This window comes from Bradyrhizobium lablabi (assembly GCF_900141755.1).
GTDB lineage: Bacteria > Pseudomonadota > Alphaproteobacteria > Rhizobiales > Xanthobacteraceae > Bradyrhizobium > Bradyrhizobium lablabi_A.
This window is the reverse complement of the sequence record NZ_LT670844.1, coordinates 2464085-2487013: the sequence shown is the minus strand read 5'-3', so window position 1 is coordinate 2487013 and position 22929 is coordinate 2464085. Positions and strand designations below refer to the sequence as shown.

The window sequence follows — 22929 nt, the reverse complement described above, 5'->3', positions numbered from 1 at the left end:
GCCTCACGCCAGGCAGCGAAACAGCAAGGCCGGATCGTGCATCGGATCGATGCGCAGGCGGATGCCGCCCCACTCAAGGGGGTAGCGTTCGCCGGTGATCACGTTCTCGACCGCGGTGACATTGCGTCGATCGCCTTGCATGCCGACCTGGATATCTCCGAGTGGAAGCCAAAACTCATGCGCCTCGCGCGACAGGGCGATCGCCGCGACGACGCTATTGGTCTGATTGACCGATTCCTTGACGAAGCCGATAACATTCCCGTCATCGATCCGGATAAAGCGCAGATTGCTGGTTTGTTGCAGCGCCGCGTTTTCCCGCCGGGCGCGGTTCAGATCGCGGATGTAGGGCTTCATGTTGCCGGGCTTGTCCCAGTCGCGCGCCTTGATCTCGTACATCTCCGAATCGAGATATTCCTCCTTGCCGGGGAGCGGATCGTGCTCCAGCAGTTCGTACCCGTTATAGATGCCGTAGCTCGCTGACAGCGTGGCGGCAAGGGCAGCGCGGGATTTGAACATCCAGGGCTCGCCGCCCTGCAGATGGTAAGCCAGGTTGTCGGGCGTAGAGACAAAGAAATTCGGGCGAAGAAAATCGCGCACCGGATAGGCCGTCAGCTCATTCAGATATTGCTCGAGTTCCGACTTCTGCGTTCGCGAGGTGAAGTAGGTCACCGATTGCGTGAAGCCAAGCTTGGCAAGCCCCTTCATCGGCTTCGGCCCGGCAAAGCTGCCGGCAAGGAACATGGTTTCGGGATGGCGGAGCTGAACGTCGCAGATCAGCCATTCCCAGAACCGAAACGGCTTGGTATGGGGGTCCGTGACCCGGAAAATATGGACCCCCTGTTCGATCCAGAACAGCACCATTTCGCGCAAGGCATTCCACAGCGCGGGCGCATCTTCGGACGAAAAATCGGGATAGACGAAGTCCTCGTGTTTTTTGGGCGGATCCTCTGCATAGCGCATCGAGCCGTCGGGCCGCCGCCTGAACCATTGCGGATGGTCCTTGAGCCAGGGATGATCGGGCGAGCATTGCACGGCGAAGTCGAGCGCGACTTCCATGTCGAGCCGCTTGCAGGCCGAAACGAATTCGCGGAAGTCCTCCAGCGTGCCCAATTCCGGATGCACCGTATCATGGCCGCCTTCGGTTGACCCGATGGCGTAGGGATTTCCCGGATCGCCTTCGACCGAAATCGCCGCGTTGTTGCGGCCCTTGCGGTTGGTGCGGCCGATGGGGTGGATCGGCGTCAGATAAACCACGTCAAAGCCCATCGCCGCGATATCGGGTAGCCGCGCGATGCAATCCTTGAATGTGCCGTGCTGGTCCGGCCTCTCGCCCTGGCTGCGCGGCACCATCTCGTACCAGGCGCCGGCGCGCGCCCGCGGCCGGTCCGCCATCAAGGGAAACAACCGCGATCGTGTCAGGTCGGGCCGCAATTGGCTTTCGGCCATGGCGTCCTGCAACTCATCGGTCAACAGGGGCGCGGCCTCGCCGGTCTGCAGAAAATCCTCGCATTGCCGCAGGATGATGGCGGCCGCGGCGGGGCCGCCGGCCTGCGCCTTGGTCAGCATACCCGCGCCTTCGAGCGCGTCGAGGGCGAGATCGACGCCGGCTTTTTGCTTGAGCTCGAAAGCGTGCCGCCAGGTGGCGAATTCATCGGTCCAGGCCTCGATCGCATAGACATGGCGGCCGGGATGATCGGGGACGAACGATCCGCTCCAGCGGTCGTCGGTGTGATGGGTCATCGGCTCGCGGCGCCATTCCCCGTCGCGCTCGCGACGCCAGAGCAGCGCCGCGCGGATCACATCGTGCCCGTCGCGATAGATATCCGCCCAAACTTCGACGCGTTCGCCAGCGATACGCTTGACAGGAAAGCGGCCGCCGTCCACCAGCGGATAGATATCCTCAATATAGAAAGCGCCGCCGGCCGCGGCGCTTTCGACAGTCTGGGCTGTTTTGTTCACGGTGATGCCATTGACATGGAAGAAACGTCCCGTTTCGATTGCGGGAAAGGAGACGCTCCGGACCTATATAGAAAGCCGTTCGCCGGGCATTGGTTCCCGGGGAACACCGGGGACGCCTGAGAGTTAAGCACGGCTATCCTCTTCCTGCATCTAGAGAATTTCGCGACATCTCGAACCGTCGCGTGCAAACGGCGTGCCTAATGGACCTTTTCACCAGAGCCAAAGAGCTGGGAATCCAGACCGAATTTGTGGACGGTCAGGGTCACCTGCATGTGACAGGCGAAGCCGCCCTGAAGATAATCCTCGATGGCCTGCCGGCCCCGTTGCCGCACCGGCTTCTCGACGGCGTGGTGGCGGTTCGGTCCGGCCGGCCCTCGCGGACCGGAGTCAAGGCTGCCACGTTTCCGCTGCGGTGGAAAATCGTTGACGGTCTTAAGGTTATCGCCGAGGGCGAGGCCCATGACCGCCTCATCGCCTGGCCGGCCGATTTGCCGGTCGGCTCCTACCGCCTGCACCTGACGGACGCCGCCGCGCTCACCGAAGAAGCGCCGTTGGTTGTGGCGCCGCCAAGGGCGTTCGGCGGCGATTTCGACCGCTGCTGGATGCTGGCGGTCCAGCTCTATGGCGTCCGCTCGGCGCGCAATTGGGGAATGGGCGATTTCACCGACCTCGAAGCCCTGATCGAACTGGCAGCGCATTTGGGCGCCGACGGCGTCGGGCTCAATCCGCTGCACGCGCTGTTCGACGACCGCCCCGGTGATTGCAGCCCGTATTCGCCGAACAGCCGACTGTTTCTGAACGCGCTCTATATCGACGTCGAAAAGATAAGCGAATTTGAGCCCGGCGCTCTGGCCGGAATTGGCGACAGCCTCGCCCGGCTGAGAGCGGGCGAGATCGTCGACTATGTCGGTGTTGCCGAGCTCAAATGGCGGGCGCTGCGATCGGCTTTCAAGAAATTCAGCGCTGACCCGGCAACCGGGCGCCAGCGCGATTTCATGAGGTTTCGCGCCGAGCGCGGGGCGTTGCTGTCGCGGTTCGCCTGTTTTGAAGCGCTGCGGCATAAATTCAACAAGCCGTGGTGGGAATGGCCCGCGGAATGGCAGCAGCCTGACGCGGCCAAATGCGCCAGCCTGCGCGAGGGCCCGGATGCCGCCGAGGTCGAATTCGTCGAATTCGTGCAATGGGTCGCCGACCGGCAGTTGCGCGCCTGCCGCGATCTCGCCCGTCGGCTTGGCATGAAGGTCGGTCTCTACCTCGATGTCGCCGTCGGCGTGCAATCGGACGGCTTCGATGCCTGGAACGAGCAGCGCGCGATTTCCCGCCATCTCGCCGTCGGCGCGCCGCCCGATCCGCTGAACACCGTGGGCCAGAATTGGGGCCTCGCCGGCTTTAACGCCGCGGGCCTGGAAATGGAGGCGTTCGGGCCGTTTCGGGAGATGCTGCGGGCGTCGATGCGCTATGCGGGCGCGATACGGCTCGATCACGTGCTCGGACTAAAGCGGCTCTATCTCGTGCCGCACGGCTTTGCCGCCAAAGAAGGCGTCTATGTGCAAATGCCGTTCGAGGCGCTGTTGGCCGTGACCGCGCAGGAGAGCGTGGCGCATCGCTGCGTCGTGATCGGCGAGGACCTCGGCACCGTGCCGGAAGGCTTTCGCGAGCAGATGGCCGATTGGGGCATATGGTCGTACCAGGTGATGATGTTCGAGCGCGACGACCATGGCGCGTTTCGGGGTATGGACCATTATTTGTCCAACGCGCTGGTCACCTTCAACACCCACGATCTCTCGACCTATGCGGGCTGGCGCTCGTTCAGCGATCTGAAGCTGAAACGCTCGCTCGGGATCGATCCCGGCGAGAGCGACGATGCGCGCTGGCATGCCCTGGGGATGCTGAGCGAGCTGCTGCGGCATCACGCGATCCACCAACATGATCTCTATGCGGTGGTCAGCTTTCTGGCACGGACCAAGTCCCGCCTGCTGGCGATCTCGCTGGAAGATCTGTTGGGCGTGATCGACCAGCCCAATATTCCCGGCACCGTCAACGAACATCCGAACTGGCGGCAGCGGCTGCCGGTCGCGATCGAAGAAATCGCCGCGGCAATCGACGTTCCTGCGCTGAAGGCCGCGACGGCGGTACGGACACGCGCGGCGAACTGACGCCTCAGGCCTTGCAGCGGGGGAAAGAATATTGCCCTCAAGGATCGAAGACTACGGCCTGATCGGCGATTGCGAAACTGCGGCCTTGGTCGGCCGCGACGGATCGATCGACTGGCTGTGCTGGCCCGCGTTCGATTCCGATGCCTGCTTTGCGGCGCTGCTCGGCACGAACCGCAACGGCCGCTGGCTGATCGAGCCGGCGGAAGAGGTGAAAAAATCCTCGCGCCGCTATTGGGACAATACGCTGATCCTCGAAACGCGGTTCGAGACCGCAAACGGGACAATCGAGCTGATCGATTTCATGCCGCCGCGCGGCAAGGCCTCCGACGTGGTCCGGCTGGTGCGCGGGGTTGCGGGCAAGGTGAGGCTGCAGATGCAGCTCGTCATCCGGTTCGACTTCGGCGTCGATATTCCCTGGGTCAGGCGAACCGAGGACGGCGCGCTGCTGGCGATTGCCGGGCAGGACATGACCGTGCTGCGAACACCGGTCGAAACCCGCGGCGAGGATTTGACGACGGTGGCAAATTTCGAGGTCCGCGAAGGCGAAACCATTCCCTTCGTGCTCACCTACGGGCCTTCGCATTTGCCGCTGCCGGAGCCGATCGATCCCGCCCGGGCCTTGCAGGACACGTTGGACTTCTGGACCGAGTGGAGCAGCCATTGCACGTATCAGGGCGAGCACCGCGATCTCGTGAAGCGTTCGCTGATCACCCTGAAAGCCCTGACCTATGGGCCGACCGGCGGCATTGTTGCTGCGCCAACGACATCGCTGCCGGAAAAGCTGGGCGGCGCCCGTAACTGGGATTACCGCTTCTGCTGGCTGCGCGACGCCACCTTTACGCTGCTGGCATTGATGAACTCCGGCTATACCGAGGAGGCCGCGGCCTGGCACAATTGGCTGCTGCGCGCCGCCGCCGGCTGGCCGGCGAACATGCAGATCATGTACGGCATCATGGGTCAGCGGCGCCTGTTGGAATGGGAGGCCGGCTGGTTGTTGGGTTACGAAGGCGCGCGGCCGGTTCGGGTCGGCAATGCCGCCCATGCCCAGCTTCAGCTCGATGTCTATGGCGAATTGATCGACGCGTTTCACCAATCGCGCGTGGCCAATCTGAAGCTCGACGAAGAGACCTGGGCCCTGGAACTCGCGGTACTTCAGCATCTGGAGGAGGTATGGGACGAGCCCGACCACGGTATCTGGGAGCGCCGTGGCGCGGGCAAGCATTATGTTTCGTCGAAGGTGATGACCTGGGTCGCGTTCGACCGCGGCATCAAGAGCGCCGAAAAATTCGGCTTCGACGCGCCGCTCGATCGCTGGCGAGGATTGCGCGATAGCATCTGCCGCGATGTCTGCGAGAAGGGATTTGATCCCAAGTTGAACGCGTTCGTCGAATCTTACGGCTCGGATCTGCTCGATGCCAGCATCCTCTTGATGCCCTGCGTCGGCTTTCTGCCCGCCTCCGACCCGCGCGTTCTCGGCACGATCAGGGCCATCGAAAAATATATGATGCGGGATGGATTCGTGCTGCGGCACGATCCTCGCGAAATCTCGGATGAGAAGCAGCCGATCGAAGGCGCCTTCCTCGCCTGCAGCCTCTGGCTGGCGGATGCCTATGTGCTGGCCGGCGAGACTGCCAAAGCGGAGGCGCTGTTCGGCCGCGTGGTCGCGGTCGCCAACGATCTCGGCCTGTTGGCGGAGGAATACGATCCCGGCGTCGGCCGCCAGACCGGCAATTTCCCGCAGGCGCTGACCCATATCGCGCTGATCAATACCGCCCACAATCTCAGCGATGCGAGGCGGCCGCTGGAGAAGCGGGTGATGCAGCGGGCGACTTAGCTCCGCAGACAAATAATAGACGTCGTCCCGGCCAAGCCAACGGGTCGGCGCAAAGCGCCGCCCGATGAGCAATCGACTAGAGCATGATGATTTTGAGTTGAATCGTCGCCTGCGCAAGTTCGATCACCTCGCCCCGCTTGCGGGGAGAGGCATAGGCCGCCTTCGGCGGCCGTCCTTAGATAAGAAGGACGCCGAAGCGAAGCTTCGGCTATGTCGCGCAGCGATCCGGGTGAGGGGGATTCTCCGCATGCGTTGTGCTTCAGCATTCGCGGAAACAGCCCCTCACCCCAACCCTCTCCCCGCAAGAGCGGGGCGAGGGAGAAGTCACCGCTGTGCCTCAACCTAAAGTCATCACGCTCTAGCCCGCCTCGTTCCGCTTCAAGATCATCTCGATCGCCCCGGCAAAGCCTTCGTCCTCATTGGAGGTCGTGACCTGCGTCGCTATCTTCTTGACGTCGTCGGTGGCATTGCCCATCGCGATCGACATGCCGCTCTTGCGAAACATCGCGAGATCGTTCTGCATGTCGCCGATGGTCGCGACCGCATCGGTCGAAATACCGAGACGCTTCGCGATCGCCTCGACAAAGGTGCCCTTATCGTAGCCCGGCGGCGTGATGTCGAGATAATAGCTTTGCGAGCGGACGGCGGTGGCCGCTGACCCCAATGCCTGCTGCATCGTGGCTTCGCAGCGTTGCAGCAGCGCCGCATCGGCGGATGAGCCGACGATCTTGCAGGCGGTCTCAAGGTACGGCGCAAAATCCGCAACGATGGTCGGATCGGCACGGATCGCGCGCTTCTCATGCGGGACGTAATCGCCATCGGGATGCCGGGTGAGCCAGAGGTCGCTGGTGAACAGCCAGATATCGACACCGAATTGGTTCATGATATCGAGACTGCGCTGCACCGCGGCCGGCGGGATCAGGTGCTGCTCGATCGGGTTCAGTTGCGGATCGACGATGCAGCTGCCGTTGAAAGCCCCGACCGGCAGCGTGATCGCTAGCGGCTCGATCAGAAACCGCATGCCGATGGTCGGGCGGCTGGACGTGACGGTGAATCCGATGCCGGCATCGTGCAATCGCCGCACCGCAGCCCTGGCGCGGTCGGTCAGGGTCTTGTCTTTGGTCACGAGCGTGCCGTCGACATCGGATACAACGAGCGCGATGCGGGTCATGATCGGTTCCTGCGCGGTGCGCTGACGACAGCGGGTGTTTGTCGCAACTGGCGGACGATGTCATCGACAATGGCGTCGGCCGGCGCGTCGATGGATACCGTCAGGGGATTCTCGCTCTCGCCTGGCGGCTCGAGCGTCTTGAACTGGCTCTCCAATAACCCTGGCGGCATGAAATGACCTTTGCGGCGGGTGAGGCGGCCTGCGATCAGGTCCTGCGTGCCCTTGAGATAGATGATGCGGACATCGGTCCGTCCATGCACGAGGATCTCGCGATAGGCCCGCTTCAGCGCGGAGCAGGCGATCACCGCGTGTTCGCCGGCCTCGCAGACCCGGTCGATCTCCTCGGCGATCGCGCGCAGCCAGGGCCAGCGGTCTTCATCGGCCAGGGGCTGGCCGGCGCTCATCTTCGCGACATTGCTGGCGGGGTGAAACCTGTCGCCATCCTCGTAAATGCAGCCGAGCTGCGCGGCGAGCTTCTCCCCAATTGTGCTCTTGCCCGATCCCGATACGCCCATCACGACCAGCACGCAGGGCATTTGGCTGGATTGATCACCCACGAAAATCCTCCGGCAGCGCGGCCTGATCCACGAGCCAGATCGTCTCGCCCATGGCACGCGCGCGGCTCGCCGGCAGGTTCTCGCCATCAAACACGCGCGTCAAGATCGCGCGCTTTTCGGCGCCTGCGATTTCGAACAGGATTTCGCGGCAAGAATTCAGCGCCGGCAGCGTCAGCGACACCCGCGGCACGAAGGGTTCGACATGGGCCTCGGGGACACCGACCACCCAGCGCGTGGCCTCTTTGATCGCCGGATATTCCGGAAATAGCGATGCGATATGACCGTCCGGGCCAACTCCCAACAACACCATCTCGAATAATGGCCTGGCCGGATCGAGGTTTTCAGCGCCATAAAACGATTTCAACTCGCGTTCATAGGCATGCGCCGATTGTTCGGGATCGGCGGTGTCGGTCGCAATCGGATGTACGTTGGCCGCCGGCGCGCAAGCGTCGAGAAATGTCCGTCGCGCCATCGCCATGTTGTTGCGCGGATCGCTGGCGGGAACGAAGCGCTCATCGCCGATGAACCAGTGCACGCGATGCCACGGGATCCGGCTTCGATAGGGATCGGTCGCGAGCAATCGATAGAGCTTTGTCGGGCTCGATCCGCCGGTCAGGCAGATCGCCACCCGACCGCTGTTGGCTGAAATTCTTGCCAGGACGCGGTCCGCGGCGATTTGCGCAAGCGCCGCCGGATCGGCAACCGGGATGACCTTGCGTTGATCGCCGGCTGCCATCGTCAAGTGAGCTTCCGCCAGTTTCGGCCGTCGCGTTCCAACAGTTCGCTGGCCTCTTCGGGCCCTTCGCTGCCGGGTTCGTAAACCTTCAGCCCCTTGCCACCGGCCTTCTTCCAGGCATCGAGGAATGGCTGTACCGCCTGCCAGCCGGCTTCCACGCCATCGGCGCGCTGAAACAGGATGTTGTCGCCGATCATGCAGTCATAGATCAGCGTCTCGTAACCGGTTGAGGGTTCGGCCTGGAAGTAATCCTTGTAGCGGAACTTCATCTCGACGCCGTCGATATCGATCGCCGGTCCCGGCACCTTGGTATTGAACTGCAACGCGATGCCTTCGGTCGGCTCGGTCGAGATGATCAGGAAATTTTGCGAAAGCCTTTCCACCGGCGTGTCGCGGAACATCGCAAACGGCGCCTGCTTGAACTTGATCGCGATCTCGGTGCGCTTGATGCCAAGCGCCTTGCCGGTGCGCAGGTAAAACGGCACGCCGGCCCAGCGCCAGTTGTCGATCGTCAGCTTCAGTGCGGCATAGGTCTCCGTGGTGCTGCCGGGGTTGACGTTTTCGGTCTTGCGATAGTCGTCGATCTCGGTATCGCCGACCTTGCCCGCCCGATATTGCCCGCGCACCGAATTGCGCAGCGCCTCTTCCTCGCTCTGGGTCTGGATCGCCGCCAGCACTTCGGCTTTTTCCGAGCGCACCGCATGGGCATTGAATTTCGCCGGCGGCTCCATTGCGACCAGCGACAGCAACTGGAACAGATGGTTCGGCACCATGTCGCGCAAGGCTCCGGTCGCGTCGTAGAAGCTGCCGCGATGGCCGACGCCAAGTTTCTCGTCGACGGTGATCTGGATATGGTCGATGTGATTGCGATTCCAGATCGGTTCGAACATGCCATTGGCGAAGCGCAGCACCAGGATGTTCTGGACGGTCTCCTTGCCGAGATAATGATCGATCCGGTAAATCTGGTGCTCGTCGACAAGCTTCAGCAGTTCGCTGTTCAACGCCTCCGCCGAGGCGAGATCGGTACCGAAGGGCTTTTCCACCACCAGCCGCCGCCATGCACCATTTTCCGTCAGCATGCCGGTGCGGCCGAGCTCCTTGCTGATCGGAAGGAAGGCATCGGGCGGGGTCGCCAGATAGAACAGCCGGTTGCCGCCGGTTTTCCGCGCGGCCTCCAGCCTGTCGAGCTGCTCGCGCATCGCATCGAACGACGCCGGGTCTTTCGGATCGGCCTCGATGCAAGTGACACATGCCAGCAGGCGTCTGGCGAGAGCGTCGTCTACCTTGCGGGTGGCAAACTGGTGGAGTCCTTTGGTCAGGCTGTCGGTCAATTCCTCGTTCGACATGGCCTTGCGGGCGATACCGACGATGCAGAAATTGTCCGGCAAAAGATCGTTAGCTGCAAGGTTATAGAGAGAAGGGACCACCAGCCGGTGTGCGAGATCGCCGGTCACGCCGAAGATCACAATGGAGCAGGGATCGGGCTTTTTTTGTTTTGCTTGACTGACGGTCATTTTGCATCAGCCTTCGAACCGGACTGCTTCGGCGGCTCCCTGTGGCCGCCGAAACCGGCACGCATGGCGGAGAGAATTTTTTCCGCGAAGGTATGCTCCTTGCGCGAGCGGAAGCGCGCAAACAGCGCCGCGGTCAGCACTTCGGCCGGGACGGCTTCGTCGACGGCGGCGTTCACCGTCCAGCGGCCTTCGCCGGAATCCTCCACGAACCCCGAATAATTATCCAGCGTCTGATTTTGCGCGAGCGCCGAGGCCGTGAGATCGAGCAGCCATGACGGGATCACGCTGCCGCGCCGCCAGACCTCGGCAATGTCGGCAATATCCAGATCGAAGCGATGCTCCGGCGGCAGCGCCTCGATATTGGCGTTCTTCAAAATGTCAAAACCTTCGGCATAGGCCTGCATCAGGCCATACTCGATGCCGTTGTGAACCATCTTGACGAAGTGCCCGGCGCCGACAGGGCCGGCGTGAATGTAGCCCTGCTCGATGCGCGGATCGCGTCCCTCGCGTCCCTCGGTGCGCGGGATGTCGCCGGCACCCGGCGCCAGTGCCGCGAAGATCGGGTCGAGGCGGTCGACCACGGCCTTGTCGCCGCCGATCATCATGCAGTAGCCGCGATCGATGCCCCAGACGCCGCCCGAGGTGCCGACGTCGACATAGTGGATGCCGCGCTCCTTCAGCGCCTTGCCGCGGCGGACGTCGTCCTGCCAGAACGTGTTGCCGCCGTCGATGATGACGTCGCCGCTCTCCATCAGCTTCGACAATGCATCGATGGTGGCTTCGGTGATCTTGCCCGCCGGCAGCATCACCCAGGCGGTTCGCGGCTTCTCGAGTTTCTTGACAAAATCTTCCAGGGCGGTTGAGCCGACCGCGCCGTCGGCGGCGATGGCCGCAACCGCCTTCGGGTCCTTGTCGTAGACCACGGTTGAGTGTCCGCGCTTCATCAGCCGGCGGACGATATTACCGCCCATCCGGCCCAGGCCGATCATGCCGAGCTGCATCTTTGCACCTTTATTCCCTGAGCATGAACTCTTTCCGAAAGCCGATCATGCGCTAGTTCAATGCCTCGACAATCGCACGATCGAGCATCTTTAAGCCAGCGTCGAGATCGCCCTTCAGATGCACGCGCAGCGCACGGCGGCCGCGCTCGGTCAGTACGTCGAAATCGCCGCGGGCCTGGGCGGCCTTGATCACGCCAAAGCTCGCTTTTTGGCCGGGGACGGGGACGTCTTCGGCATCATCCGCGGTGATCTGCAAAAATACCCCGCTGTCCGGGCCACCCTTGTAGGCCTGGCCGGTGGAATGCAGGAAACGCGGGCCGAATTCGGCGCAGGTCGCGACATGGCGCTTGTCGCGCACTTCGAGCCGCATGTGCTGCAACGTGTCGATATGCGCATGATCGCGCTCGATATAAGCAAGCAGCGCCATATAGTCGTCCGCATGGATGCGGGAGAGGTGGGCTTTCAGCCAGGAGCTGAGATCGCCATCGGCGCCGGCCTTGCGCAAGTCAGCGGCATTTTTCTGGTCGGTGTAGAGATCGGCTTGCGCCGTGGACATCACCGGCTGCTCCGGCGGCAGTGTGCCGGATTTCTCGAACGCCGCGGTCAATTCCCGGGTCTTGATCTTGGCGGCCTCGACGTCGGGCTGGTTGAACGGATTGATGCCGAGGATTGCGCCGGCGACAGCGGTTGCCACTTCAAACCGGAAAAATTCCTGGCCGATGTGGTCGACCGATTTCATGACGATGCGCACGACCGGGTGCCCGGCCTTTTCCAGCGCGGCGAGCTTGTCCTCATGCGCGGCATCGCTTTCGCCTTCGGTTGAAATGTCGATGAAGAAGCGGTCGTTGCCATAGATCTCTGGCTCGCCCAGCGGCTCGCCGTCGATCGGGATCAGGCCCTTGCCTTCCTTGCCGGTGGATTCCGCGATCAATTGCTCGGCCCAGGCACCGAAATCGGAAATCTTCTTCGACGAGACGATCGTCACCTTGTCGCGGCCGTCGAGGCCGGCGAGCCCCATGGCGAGGCCAAGCTGGACGCCCGGATTTTCCTGCGGCGGCACGTCCGGCCCGCAGGAGCGCACCATCGCCAGCGTCTGCTTTATCAGCGTGCGGACGTCGATGCCGGCGGCCGCGGCCGGTACCAGCCCGAACGGCGAGAGCACCGAGTAGCGCCCGCCGATCGTGGGATCGCCGTGGAAGATGCGGGCAAAGCCCTGCTTGGTCGCTAGCTTCTCCAACGACGAGCCGGGATCGGTCACCGCGATGAAGCGATGCCCGGCCTTCTCAGCGCCGATCGCCTTCGAGACGCAGGCGAAGAAATAGTCCTTCATCACATTGGGTTCGGTGGTGCCGCCGGACTTGCTGGAGACGATGAACAGGGTTTTTGCGATATCGACCGCCTTCTCCATGGCGCGGACCTGCGCGGGATCGGTCGAGTCCAGCACGTGCAATTTCGGGAAGCCGGGCTTCTTCGCAAAAGTCTCCGCCAGCACTTCCGGACCCAAGCTCGATCCGCCCATGCCGAGCACCACGGCGTCGCTGAAATTTTGTCCTTTCACGCGCCGCGCGAAATCCTCGTAATCGGCGACATCGGCGGCGGCGGGGCTGTTCAGCCAACCCAGCCATCTGTCCTCGTCGGTTCCGGTCCATACTGATTTATCGTGGCTCCAGAGCCGGCGTATTTTCGCCGAGAGGCGCCATTCCTCGGTGGCGGTCTCGACCGCCTTGCCGATATCACTTCCGAGTTTCAGGTCCTGGCGGTCGATGGTGCCGCCGAGCACGGTGGCGCGCTTGTGCGCGACCGCGCCGTAAAGCTTGTCGGCGGCGTCCGCGAACAGTTTGACGCCGTCCTTGACGAGTTCAGCCGTGATCGCATCGAGCGAGATGCCGGATTTCTCGAGCTCGGCCAGCACGTGCCGCGCCTCGTCGACATTTTCTTCGAGACTGTCGCGCACCTTGCCGTGATCGCGAAAGGCGTCGAGCGTTGCCGGCGGCACGGTATTGACGGTGTTGGGGCCGATCAGCTCCTCAACATAGAGCACGTCGCGATAGTCCTTGTTCTTGGTGCCGGTCGAGGCCCACAGCAGGCGCTGCGGTTTTGCCCCCTTGGCGGCCAGCTTGTTCCAGCGCGGCCCCGAAAACAGCCGCTTATATTCCTGATAAGCGAGTTTTGCGTTGGCGATGGCGACCTTGCCCTTCAGCGCGGCGAGGCGCTCCTTTTCGGTCGGGTCGTTGGCGCGGGCGATCTTCTCGTCGAGCTGCTTGTCGACCGCGCTGTCGATGCGGCTGACGAAGAAGCTGGCGACGCTTGCGACATGGGAGGGATCGCCGCCGCCGGCGACATATTTTTCAAGCCCCTTCAGGTAGGCTTCGGCGACCTGCACATAGACCTTTTGCGAGAACAATAGCGTGATGTTGATGCTGATGCCTTCGCCGATCAGATGCGCGATCGCGGGAAGGCCTTCCGGCGTCGCCGGCACCTTGACCATCAAATTCTTGCGGCTGACGTCCTTCCACAGCCGCTCGGCCTCGGCGATGGTGCCCTTGGTATCCATCGCCAGATAGGGCGACACTTCCAGGCTGACAAAGCCGTCGTTGCCGTTGAGCTGATCGTAGACCGGGCGCAGCACGTCGGCCGCGTGCTGGATGTCCTCGACGGCGAGATGCTCGAACAACTCGGCCACCGGGCGATCGCCTTTTTTCAAGGCGTTGCCGATCGCGCCGTCATATTCGTCCGAACTTCCGATCGCCTTCTCGAAAATCGACGGGTTCGACGTGACGCCCTTGACCCCGTCGCTGTCGATCAGCTTCTGCAGGTCGCCCTTGGCGACGAAGCCGCGGGCCAGGAAGTCGAGCCAGACCGACTGGCTGTGATTTTCGAGTGCTTTGACGGGATTCATGATGCCCTGCTTCTGTTCGAGCTTGGTCTATTTCCTAGAGCGTGATGACTTTTCTTTGAAACGTCATCCCGCTCTAACTTTTTGTTTGAGCATGATCTTTTCGGAAAACCGGTACCCACTTTTCCGGATCATGCTTTGGGGTTCCGCACCTTCCGGCCGGACGCCGAATGTTGTCAACCTGTCCTTAGCCCGCGCTCGCGAGGAAAATATGTCGTAATCCCCCCGACATAACGCCATTCACAACCGCTCGATCCCCTCAGAAATCGGCTGTTTAGCGACGGCGAAACCGACGCGATCGATCAGAACCGGCCTCATTCACACCAATTGTGATCAGCCCCTTGATGTTTCGCGATATCTGGGTATTGCGCCCTGGCGGCGATTGCCGGATGCGCGCCGATCGATGCAGATTAGCCCCGCAAGTAGCGGGCGGGATCAATGAGTTACACGGCACGTATTGGAATTTCTGCGAAAGCGTTCCTGCTGGCGCTTACACTTGCAGCCATTTCGGCCGGGCAAGGCTGGGCCGAGGAAATCCATCTTGACGCGCTGATAATACCGGCGGCCGTTTCCTGGTCGGGCGGCTCAGTGTCGGTCAAGCTGGAAGCGATCGTGCTTCGGCCGGACGACAATTTGCCCCATCCGCTCGCACTGCTCAATCACGGCTCGCCACGAAGCCGGAGCGACCGCCCCAAGACGTCGCCGTACCGGATGTGGTCGGAGGCGATGGCGTTTGCGCGACGTGGCTTTGTCGCGGTCGCCTTCCTGCGCCGCGGCTATGGTCTTTCCGAGGGAGGGTGGGCCGAAGATTATGGCTCCTGCGCCAATCCGAATTACGCCAATGCCGGGCGCGCCGGGGCGGCCGATATCGCCGCCGTCGCAAAATTCATGACCGCGCAGCCCTATGTCAGTAAGGGCAAGTGGATCAGCGTCGGGGTTTCGGCCGGTGCTTTCGCAACGGTGGCGCTGACCGCCGACCCGCCGCGTGATCTCGCCGCCGCCATCGCCTTTGCGCCGGGAAGGGGATCCACCAGCGACGATACGGTTTGCGGCGAAAAGCAGCTTGTCGCGGCCTTCGCCCAATATGGCAAGACATCCCGCACACCCTTGCTCTGGGTATCGGCGGAAAACGATCATTTTTTCAACCCAAAGCTGACGTCGCTGCTCACCGCCGCCTTTGCGAATGCCGGCGGCAACGTCACTTTCGTCCAGACGCCGCCATACGGAACCGAGCGATACGCCTAAGGCCCCACGTCGAATGGCCGGTCCGGATGCATGCGAAAGGCAAGTCCGGCACCTAACAACAACAGACAAATTGAGCCGGCAAACGGCAAAGTCCAGCTGCCGGTTCGGTCGATCAAATAACCAAACACGAAGGGCGAAATGATGCCGGCAACGCCGAAGCCGAAATTCATCATGCCGCTCGCGGATCCGGAATATTTTGGCGCAATGTCCATCGGAACTGCCCAGATCGGTGCTACCACCAATTCGACAGAAAAGAATGCCGCCGCGAGCGAGATCGCCGCAACGTTGACATCGTGAACCAGCATCACTGGAATCAGGAACAGAAAGCCGCCGAGCATACCGGCGACGATAACGTTGCGCCGTGCCTTGGTCCGGTCGCCCGTACGGTGCAGGATCTGGTCGCTCACCACACCGCCCAAGGTGTCGCCGATCACGCCGGCAAGGAAGATGCCCGCTGAATAGAATGCCGATTGCATCAGATTCTGCTGATAGTTCTGGTAAAAAAACGATGGTATCCAGCTCAGGAACAGCCACAGCGTCCAGCCGTAGCAAAAATCGACCGCGGTCACCGGCAGCATGCGACGAAATAATTTGAGCCAGGGCACCGGCGTGGTCGCACTTCCACGGCTGCGTGTGGGAAGCCTCGCAAGTTCCTCGGCGGTCAGGGGCGGCGCTGCTGGTATATCGCGGAAATTCCACAACCAGACCACGACCCAGATCAGGCTCAACAGTGCCAGGACTACGAACGCACCGCGCCACGACACCAGCCCGACCAGCAAGGCGATCAGAGGTGGCGTTACCGCGTTTCCGATTCGGGCCGAGGAATGCGTAATGCCCTGGGCGAAACCCCAACTGCGTTCCGGCACCCATGCCGCCATCGCGCGCGTCGCGGTCGGAAAAGTCGCGCCTTCGCCGATCCCGAGAACGAGCCGTGCGGCGAACAGGCTCGCGAGTCCGCCGACGGCGCCGGTTGCCGCCGTTGCCGCGCATACGATCAGACCGCTGACGAACAGCGTCAGCCGGGCACCGAATCTGTCGCCGAAATAGCCTCCGATCAGCTGGAACAGCGCGTAGGGATAGGCGAATGCCGAGAAAGCCAGGCCGAGTTGGGTATTGCTTAGATTGAGGTCCGCCTTGATCAGCGGCGCGGCCGTCGAGATGTTGACCCGATCCACATAGAGGATCAGGTACATCAGGCAAATGATCAGCAGGACCGTATTGGAGACACTCAACCAGCGCATCAGAGGGGCGCCGCGCTGCCCTTGATCTGGGTTCGATGCATGATGCGCCGTGCCGAGGCGTCGAACGGGTCGCGCCGATGCATGGTGCAGCGGTTGTCCCACAGTACCAGATCGCCGACCCGCCACACGTGCTCCCAGGCAAACTCCGGGCGAGCGACGTAATCCCACAATTCGTCGAGCAGCGCCTCGGAGTCGGCAAGTTCGAGCCCCATGAGATACGCATTGCGCCGGCGGCCGAGGTAAAGCATGCGCCGCCCGGTGTCGGGGTGGGTGCAGACCAGCGGGTGTACGGCGCCTGGTGACGTCCGCGGATCGTCGGTTGCGGTGACGCCCTGGCGCAGATAGCCGCCGCTATTGTAGGTGCCGTCGTGCTTGATTTTCAGGTTCGCGATCCGGCGCTTCAACTTGTCCGGCAGTGCTTCGTAAACCGCGTACATGCTGCAAAACGAGGTGTTGCCGCCGGCCGGCGGCACCTCAAGCGCGTAAAGCATGCTCGCCATCGGCGGTACATCGAGATACGACATGTCGGTATGCCACACGGCTTCGCCGGCGCCGAGGCTGCCGATCGCCTGACCGTTCACGGTGACGTTTGAAACGATGTAGATTTCAGGCAGCCCGTCGACGAAGCGCCGGCCCGTCTCCTGTACCGGCGCCCAGTCGAGGTCGCCGAAGCGGCGGCTGAACGCGATGAGGTCCTGGTCGCTGAGCGTCTGGCCACGCACCAAAATGACCTGATGGTCGTGCCAGGCACGCTTGACGGCCTCGAACTGCAATGCGTCGAGATATCTGAGATCGATGCCGCGTATCTCGGCGCCCAGCGCCGCTCCGGTCGGAATCTCATCGATCGGCCCACTGGCGTCGCCTGAAACACCACGCTCGACGCTCAGAGCCATCGGAATCCTCCAGCTGCATGGACCAATCCCTCACTGCTATCATCGCGCGGCCGGCGAGGGAAGGCTACGGCACAACCAAGTAACCGCGGTGTATGCATTTTGGGTTTATAGGCTCCCACTTACCGCAGGCTGGCGTTGATCTTGTCCAGCGCCGCGGAGCCGGGGCACAGCGCTTTCTCGTCGAGCCCGTTGAGCGGCGTCTCGACCGTGTCAAGATGGTGGTGCAGGTCTTCCGAGTCGGGATCGACATAGAGCAATCCGGTGACGATCTGACCCTTGGCGGCGTGCTTCTGCAGGAACGCCATCGCAGCGACGCGATCATGCGCGTCGTAATCCGCGTCGATCTTGCGCAATGCCAGCCGCGTGCCGTCGTGCTGCTCGACCACCTGCACCGTCCCCGGCGCGTAATCCACCGTGATCGGGTCGCGGCCGGTGATGACGTCGAGCCGGTTCACCGCATCATTGTGCTCGCGCACATAATCGAAGCTCTTGGTCGAACCGGCGTGATTGTTGAATGCCACGCACGGGCTGATCACGTCGATAAAGGCCGAGCCCTTGTGCTGGATCGCAGCGGCAATCAGCGGCACCAACTGGGTCTTGTCGCCGGAAAAGCTCCGCGCCACAAAACTAGCGCCGAGCTGCAGCGCGATCGCGACCAGGTCGATGGCGTTGTCGGTATTCACCACGCCCTTCTTGGATTTCGAGCCGCGGTCGGCGGTGGCCGAGAACTGGCCTTTGGTGAGGCCGTAAACGCCGTTGTTCTCGACGATATAGGTCATGTTGACGCCGCGCCGGATCGAATGCGCGAACTGGCCGAAGCCGATCGAGGCGGAATCGCCGTCGCCGGAGACGCCGAGATAGATCAGGTCGCGGTTGGCGAGATTGGCGCCGGTCAGGACCGACGGCATGCGGCCATGAACCGAATTGAAGCCGTGCGAATTGCCGAGGAAATAGTCCGGCGTCTTCGAGGAGCAGCCAATACCCGAAATTTTTGCCACCCGATGCGGCTCGATCGACAGCTCGTAGCAGGCTTCGATGATGGAAGCCGTGATCGAGTCGTGGCCGCAGCCGGCGCACAGCGTCGAGATCTTGCCTTCGTAATCGCGGTGGGTGAAGCCGAGATCGTTTTTCGGAAGGCCCGGATGATGGAACTTCGGCTTTGCGATGTAGGTCATGTGACAGCCTTGCGGAGCGGTGTAACCTTGAGGTGGTCCTGATGGTCGCCGATGGCGCCGGCGATGAAGCGCGCGGTGATTGGCGTACCGTCATAATGCACGATCGGAACCAGCCGGACCGGATCGATGCCGTTCTCGTTGACGATCAGCGAGCGCAGCTGCGCATCGCGGTTCTGCTCGACCACATACACAAAGTCATGGTCGGCAATAAAACTCGCGACGCTGGAATGGAAGGGGAAGGCGCGGATCCGCAAGCGGTCGAGCTCGTGCCCGCGTGCTTCCAACAGCCCGATCGCCTCGTCCATCGCCGGTGAGGTCGAGCCGAAATAGATCACGCCGTATTTGGTCGGCTTGGCGGCGTTGGCCTGCAACGGTCGCGGCACCATGTCCTGGGCGGTTTCGAACTTGCGCACCAGCCGCTGCATGTTGTCGGCGTAAACCGCGCCTTCCTCGGAATAGCGCGCGTAACGGTCGCGCGAGGTGCCGCGGGTGAAAAACGAGCCTTTGGTCGGATGGGTGCCCGGATAGGTGCGGTAGGGAATGCCGTCGCCGTCGACGTCGAGATAGCGGCCGAAATCGCGGCCCGCTTCCAGCATCTCCGCGGTCATCACCTTGCCGCGGTCATATTGCCTGGCGTCGTCCCAGCGCAGCGGGCGGCACAGCCTGTGATTCATGCCGATATCGAGATCGAGCATCACGAAGATCGTGGTCTGCAGCCGTTCGGCAAGATCGAAGGCGGTGGCGGCGAATTCGAAGGCCTCCGCCGGGTCTTCCGGAAACAGCAACACGTGCTTGGTGTCGCCATGCGAAGCATAGGCGCAGGCCAGGATGTCGCATTGCTGGGTCCGCGTCGGCATGCCGGTCGAGGGACCGGCGCGCTGCACGTCCATGATCACGGCCGGAATCTCGGCGAAGTAGGAAAGCCCAATGAACTCCTGCATCAGCGAGATGCCGGGGCCGGAGGTCGCGGTAAAGGCGCGCGCGCCGTTCCACGACGCACCTATCACGATGCCGATCGAGGCGAGTTCGTCCTCGCCCTGGACGATGGCGTATTTGGCCTTGCCGGTCTCGGGATCGTGCCGCAGCTTCTTGCAGTGGCTGGCGAAGGCGTCGGCAAGCGAGGACGACGGCGTGATCGGGTACCACGCGCACACGGTGGCGCCGCCATAGACCGCCCCTAGCGCCGCCGCGCTGTTGCCCTCGATGAAGATGCGGTCGCCGACCTTGTCGGCTTTCTTGACCCGCAGGCCGATCGGGCATTTCAGATTTTGCAACGCCCAGTCGCGGCCGAGATGCAGCGCGTGGACGTTCGAGGACAACAACTTTTCCTTGCCCTTATATTGTTCGGCGATCAATTGCTCGACCAGCTTCGGGTCCATGTCGAGCAGCGCGCACAGCGCGCCGAGATAGATGATGTTCTTGAACAGCTGGCGCTGGCGGGGATCGGTATAGGTCGAGTTGGTGATCGCGGTCAGCGGCACGCCGATCACGGAGATGTCGGCGCGGAATTTCGACTGCGGCATCGGCTTGGTCGAGTCGTAGAACAAATAGCCGCCGGGCTCGATCGAGGCGAGGTCGTTGTCCCAGGTCTGCGGGTTCATCGCCACCATCATGTCGACGCCACCGCGGGCGCCGAGATGGCCGTCCTCGGTGACCCGCACCTCGTACCAGGTCGGCAGGCCCTGGATGTTCGACGGGAAGATGTTGCGCGGTGAAACCGGCACGCCATGGCGCAGGATGGAGCGAGCGAACAGTTCGTTGGCGCTCGCCGAACCCGAGCCATTGACGTTGGCGAAGCGGACGACGAAGTCGTTTACGCTGCTGATCGGCTTTTGGACGGGCATGATGAACCTGCGTAAGTCATATCGATGAGGTATTTTTGCATGTCCCAGGCGCCGGTCGGACAGCGTTCGGCGCACAGCCCGCAATGCAGACAGACGTCTTCATCCTTCACCATCACCCGCCCGGTCTTGAGGCCGTCGGCGACATAGAGGTCCTGGTCCGGATGCGGCGAGGGCGCCTTCAGCCGCCCGCGCAGATCGGCTTCCTCGCCATTCTCGGTGAAGGTGATGCAGTCCATCGGGCAGATATCGACGCAGGCGTCGCATTCGATGCAGAGCGGCGCGGTGAACACGGTCTGAATATCGCAGTTAAGGCAGCGCTGCGCCTCGCCGAGCGCCAGCTTGACGTCATAGCCGAGCTCGACCTCGGCGCGGATGTCCTTGAGCGCCACCACCTTGTCGCGATGCGGCACCCTGTAACGCTTGTCGGCGGAGATGTCGTTGTCGTAGCTCCATTCGTGGATGCCCATCTTCTGCGAGGAGATCTGCACCTCAGGCAACGGACGCTCGGTGATATCCTCGCCGGAGCAAAGCTTGTGGATCGACAGCGCAGCGTCGTGGCCGTGCGCCACCGCCCAGATGATGTTCTTTGGGCCGAACGCGGCGTCGCCGCCGAAAAACACCTTTGGATTGGTCGAGCCCATGGTTTTCGGATCGACCTTGGGCATGTCCCATTTGTCGAATTCGACACCGCAGTCGCGCTCGATCCAGGGGAACGCATTTTCCTGGCCGACCGCCACCAGCACGTCGTCGCATGCGATGGTCTGATCCGGTTCGCCCGTCGGCACCAGATTGCGCCGGCCCTTGGCATCGTATTCGGCCTTCACCTTCTGGAAGGTGACGCCGGTGAGCTTGCCATTGTCGTGGGTGAAAGCGACCGGCACCATGAAATTGAGGATCGGGATGTCCTCATGCATGGCGTCTTCTTTTTCCCAAGGGCTCGCCTTCATCTCCTCGAAGCCGGAGCGCACGATCACCTTGACGTCCTCGCCACCGAGACGGCGCGCGGTGCGGCAGCAATCCATCGCGGTGTTGCCGCCGCCGAGCACGATCACGCGCTTGCCGATCTTGTCGGTGTGGCCGAACGACACGCTGGAGAGCCAGTCGATGCCGATGTGGACATTGCTGGCTGCTTCCTTGCGGCCGGGAATATCGAGCTCGCGGCCGCGCGGCGCGCCGGAGCCGACAAAGATCGCGTCGTAATTTTCGCTGAGCAGTTTCTTCAGGCTGTCGATGCGATGCCCGCCTTTGAACTCGATGCCGAGATCGAGAATGTAGTCGGTTTCCTCGTCGATCACCGAATCCGGCAGCCGGAATTTCGGGATCTGCGTGCGCATCATGCCGCCGGCCTTGGGGTCCTGGTCGAACACGGTGCAGTGATAGCCGATCGGCGCGAGATCGCGGGCGACCGCGAGCGAGGCGGGGCCGCCGCCGATGATCGCGATGCGCTTGCCGTTCTTCGCCGACGGCCGCGGCATGCGGTGCTTGACGTCGTCCTTGAAGTCGGCGGCGACGCGCTTCAACCGGCAGATCGCGACGGGCGTTTCCTCGACACGGCCGCGGCGGCACGCGGGCTCGCATGGACGATCGCAGGTGCGCCCCAAAATTCCGGGAAACACGTTCGATTTCCAATTGATCATGTAAGCGTCGCTGTAGCGGCCCTCGGCGATCAGGCGGATGTATTCGGGAACGGGCGTATGTGCGGGACAGGCCCACTGGCAGTCGACCACTTTGTGAAAATAGTCGGGTGGCGCGATATCAGTCGGTTTCATTCCTACCTTGTTCCGTGCGGTTTAAGCGAAGCCGCTCGGCCTTTGACTTCTGTTGTGAACGCTCATCACGGCGCTCTTGTGGTTTGCCTGCCATATCATGGGCTTAGTGAATCCAAGCATTCAACATGATCGGCGCTGCACTGAAAAGCCATTATTTGCTTAATCGTCATTCCCTGGTGGATTAGCCGCCCAGCATTTAACGCGGCTGCAATGCATGCGGCACTGCAGCATTGTCGTCTTGTTGGGCACACGCCTTGAATCAGGACAATCAAATGTCGCTCTTCGCCAAATCCCACATCAATTTATAACTCCCAGCGGACACCTGTATTCCTCCCTCGAAGGCAGCGGGTCCGGTGAAGCGCGCAGCGATCGCGCCAGCGACCGCGTTCACATCTGTGGCATCGATCAGGACGAACCAGTCGCCGGCGCCGGGATCTGACACCGGGGGATCGTCGGTGAGCGGCTTGGAAAGCACGGGATCGTTCTCGATCAAATGCATAGAGAGGATACCGTCGAGTTTTTCCGGATCGAGTTTGTCTCGCAATGCGCTACGCAATTTATCCCCGCTGCCGGCAGCGGGGCGGAGGCGGATGATGCCGAGCGCCGCGCCGCGGCCCTGTCCGCGGCTGATGGTGATGCGCGCGACCGCGCGGATCATGTTCTTGAAGCGCGCGAGGTTTTTCTTCGACCAATCGGTCGGATTCATCAATGCGGTGCGGTAGGTCGGGCTGTCAAGCACGTCGAAGGTCGCGGTGGAATAGAGGCAGAGATATTTTGGAGAACCCTGATGCGCGACATAGCGCCGGGCTTCCAGAAAACCTTCGATGGCGACCCGCTCCAATAGATGTTCACGGTCATACCACCGATTGAAGTCGGCCTCATCGGATGGATCGATGTGCATCGAGGTCAGCAGCATTCCTTTTCCGGCAAGCGGCATG

Annotated in this window: 16 protein-coding genes; 3 read left to right on the top strand and 13 right to left on the bottom strand. The window is 62.2% G+C overall.

Translation table 11 applies throughout. From position 1 onward, the window contains the following. Window positions 1-3 precede the first annotated feature (3 nt). Window positions 4-1959 (bottom strand): maltotransferase domain-containing protein, encoded by a 1956-nt coding sequence (locus B5526_RS11595; protein WP_079538310.1) that lies wholly within the window; start codon window positions 1957-1959, stop codon window positions 4-6. Between the two features lie 200 nt (window positions 1960-2159). On the opposite strand from B5526_RS11595, the gene malQ reads away from it, so the two are divergent. After that, on the top strand, window positions 2160-4115 hold the full coding sequence (gene malQ / locus B5526_RS11590) for a 4-alpha-glucanotransferase (protein WP_079538309.1): 1956 nt from the start codon (window positions 2160-2162) through the stop codon (window positions 4113-4115). A gap of 31 nt (window positions 4116-4146) precedes the next feature. Further along, window positions 4147-5949 (top strand): glycoside hydrolase family 15 protein, encoded by a 1803-nt coding sequence (locus B5526_RS11585; protein ID WP_079538308.1) that lies wholly within the window; start codon window positions 4147-4149, stop codon window positions 5947-5949. Window positions 5950-6307: 358 nt separating this feature from the next. Here B5526_RS11585 and B5526_RS11580 read toward each other — a convergent pair whose 3' ends face one another. From B5526_RS11580 to B5526_RS11555, 6 genes are read right to left on the bottom strand one after another with little or no spacing between them, the layout of a single operon-like run. Further along, on the bottom strand, window positions 6308-7120 hold the full coding sequence (locus B5526_RS11580; protein WP_079538307.1) for a Cof-type HAD-IIB family hydrolase: 813 nt from the start codon (window positions 7118-7120) through the stop codon (window positions 6308-6310). Further along, complete coding sequence (locus B5526_RS11575) at window positions 7117-7635, bottom strand: gluconokinase (protein WP_079544925.1); 519 nt, start codon at window positions 7633-7635, stop codon at window positions 7117-7119. The genes B5526_RS11580 and B5526_RS11575 overlap by 4 nt, the downstream gene beginning before the upstream one ends. A gap of 34 nt (window positions 7636-7669) precedes the next feature. Then, window positions 7670-8413, bottom strand: a complete 744-nt coding sequence (gene pgl / locus B5526_RS11570; RefSeq protein WP_079538306.1) for a 6-phosphogluconolactonase — start codon at window positions 8411-8413, stop codon at window positions 7670-7672. Between the two features lie 2 nt (window positions 8414-8415). Then, window positions 8416-9927, bottom strand: a complete 1512-nt coding sequence (gene zwf, locus B5526_RS11565; RefSeq protein ID WP_079538305.1) for a glucose-6-phosphate dehydrogenase — start codon at window positions 9925-9927, stop codon at window positions 8416-8418. Continuing rightward, window positions 9924-10928: a phosphogluconate dehydrogenase (NAD(+)-dependent, decarboxylating) gene (gene gnd, locus B5526_RS11560; RefSeq protein ID WP_079538304.1), complete on the bottom strand. Its 1005-nt coding sequence runs from the start codon at window positions 10926-10928 to the stop codon at window positions 9924-9926. Before gnd ends, zwf begins: the two co-directional genes overlap by 4 nt. A 52-nt stretch (window positions 10929-10980) precedes the next feature. Next, window positions 10981-13827, bottom strand: coding sequence for a bifunctional transaldolase/phosoglucose isomerase (locus B5526_RS11555; RefSeq protein WP_079538303.1), 2847 nt, complete (start codon window positions 13825-13827; stop codon window positions 10981-10983). Between the two features lie 435 nt (window positions 13828-14262). Between B5526_RS11555 and B5526_RS11550 the strand changes: the two genes are divergently transcribed. Next, window positions 14263-15069 (top strand): alpha/beta hydrolase family protein, encoded by an 807-nt coding sequence (locus B5526_RS11550; protein WP_079538302.1) that lies wholly within the window; start codon window positions 14263-14265, stop codon window positions 15067-15069. Here the strand turns inward: B5526_RS11550 and B5526_RS11545 are convergent. The 6 genes from B5526_RS11545 to B5526_RS11520 form a co-directional block, all read right to left on the bottom strand. Beyond that, window positions 15066-16310, bottom strand: coding sequence for an MFS transporter (locus B5526_RS11545; RefSeq protein ID WP_079538301.1), 1245 nt, complete (start codon window positions 16308-16310; stop codon window positions 15066-15068). The two genes, B5526_RS11550 and B5526_RS11545, sit on opposite strands and share 4 nt — an antisense overlap. After that, on the bottom strand, window positions 16310-17203 hold the full coding sequence (locus B5526_RS11540; RefSeq protein WP_154071265.1) for a TauD/TfdA dioxygenase family protein: 894 nt from the start codon (window positions 17201-17203) through the stop codon (window positions 16310-16312). Before B5526_RS11540 ends, B5526_RS11545 begins: the two co-directional genes overlap by 1 nt. Before the next feature lie 119 nt (window positions 17204-17322). Beyond that, window positions 17323-18378 (bottom strand): 2-oxoacid:ferredoxin oxidoreductase subunit beta, encoded by a 1056-nt coding sequence (locus tag B5526_RS11535; protein WP_079538300.1) that lies wholly within the window; start codon window positions 18376-18378, stop codon window positions 17323-17325. Continuing rightward, entirely contained in the window at window positions 18375-20222 is a 1848-nt protein-coding gene (locus B5526_RS11530) for a 2-oxoacid:acceptor oxidoreductase subunit alpha (protein ID WP_079538299.1), read from the bottom strand. Before B5526_RS11530 ends, B5526_RS11535 begins: the two co-directional genes overlap by 4 nt. Next, window positions 20192-21991, bottom strand: a complete 1800-nt coding sequence (locus B5526_RS11525; RefSeq protein ID WP_079538298.1) for an FAD-dependent oxidoreductase — start codon at window positions 21989-21991, stop codon at window positions 20192-20194. Before B5526_RS11525 ends, B5526_RS11530 begins: the two co-directional genes overlap by 31 nt. 268 nt (window positions 21992-22259) lie before the next feature. Then, a complete protein-coding gene (locus tag B5526_RS11520; protein ID WP_079538297.1) occupies window positions 22260-22928 on the bottom strand; it encodes a DUF4286 family protein in 669 nt (222 codons plus the stop codon). Between the last annotated feature and the right edge of the window lies 1 nt (window position 22929).

Bases quoted from the DNA above. Each gene is read 5' to 3' on its own strand.
- zwf (WP_079538305.1), bottom strand. From the start codon at position 9,927: ATGACCGTCAGTCAAGCAAAACAAAAAAAGCCCGATCCCTGCTCCATT.
- B5526_RS11535 (WP_079538300.1), bottom strand. From the start codon at position 18,378: ATGACCTACATCGCAAAGCCGAAGTTCCATCATCCGGGCCTTCCGAAA.
- B5526_RS11545 (WP_079538301.1), bottom strand. From the start codon at position 16,310: ATGCGCTGGTTGAGTGTCTCCAATACGGTCCTGCTGATCATTTGCCTG.
- B5526_RS11520 (WP_079538297.1), bottom strand. From the start codon at position 22,928: ATGCCGCTTGCCGGAAAAGGAATGCTGCTGACCTCGATGCACATCGAT.
- B5526_RS11540 (WP_154071265.1), bottom strand. From the start codon at position 17,203: ATGGCTCTGAGCGTCGAGCGTGGTGTTTCAGGCGACGCCAGTGGGCCG.
- B5526_RS11530 (WP_079538299.1), bottom strand. From the start codon at position 20,222: ATGCCCGTCCAAAAGCCGATCAGCAGCGTAAACGACTTCGTCGTCCGC.
- gnd (WP_079538304.1), bottom strand. From the start codon at position 10,928: ATGCAGCTCGGCATGATCGGCCTGGGCCGGATGGGCGGTAATATCGTC.
- B5526_RS11580 (WP_079538307.1), bottom strand. From the start codon at position 7,120: ATGACCCGCATCGCGCTCGTTGTATCCGATGTCGACGGCACGCTCGTG.
- B5526_RS11575 (WP_079544925.1), bottom strand. From the start codon at position 7,635: ATGGGCGTATCGGGATCGGGCAAGAGCACAATTGGGGAGAAGCTCGCC.
- B5526_RS11555 (WP_079538303.1), bottom strand. From the start codon at position 13,827: ATGAATCCCGTCAAAGCACTCGAAAATCACAGCCAGTCGGTCTGGCTC.
- B5526_RS11550 (WP_079538302.1), top strand. From the start codon at position 14,263: ATGAGTTACACGGCACGTATTGGAATTTCTGCGAAAGCGTTCCTGCTG.
- malQ (WP_079538309.1), top strand. From the start codon at position 2,160: ATGGACCTTTTCACCAGAGCCAAAGAGCTGGGAATCCAGACCGAATTT.
- B5526_RS11525 (WP_079538298.1), bottom strand. From the start codon at position 21,991: ATGAAACCGACTGATATCGCGCCACCCGACTATTTTCACAAAGTGGTC.
- pgl (WP_079538306.1), bottom strand. From the start codon at position 8,413: ATGGCAGCCGGCGATCAACGCAAGGTCATCCCGGTTGCCGATCCGGCG.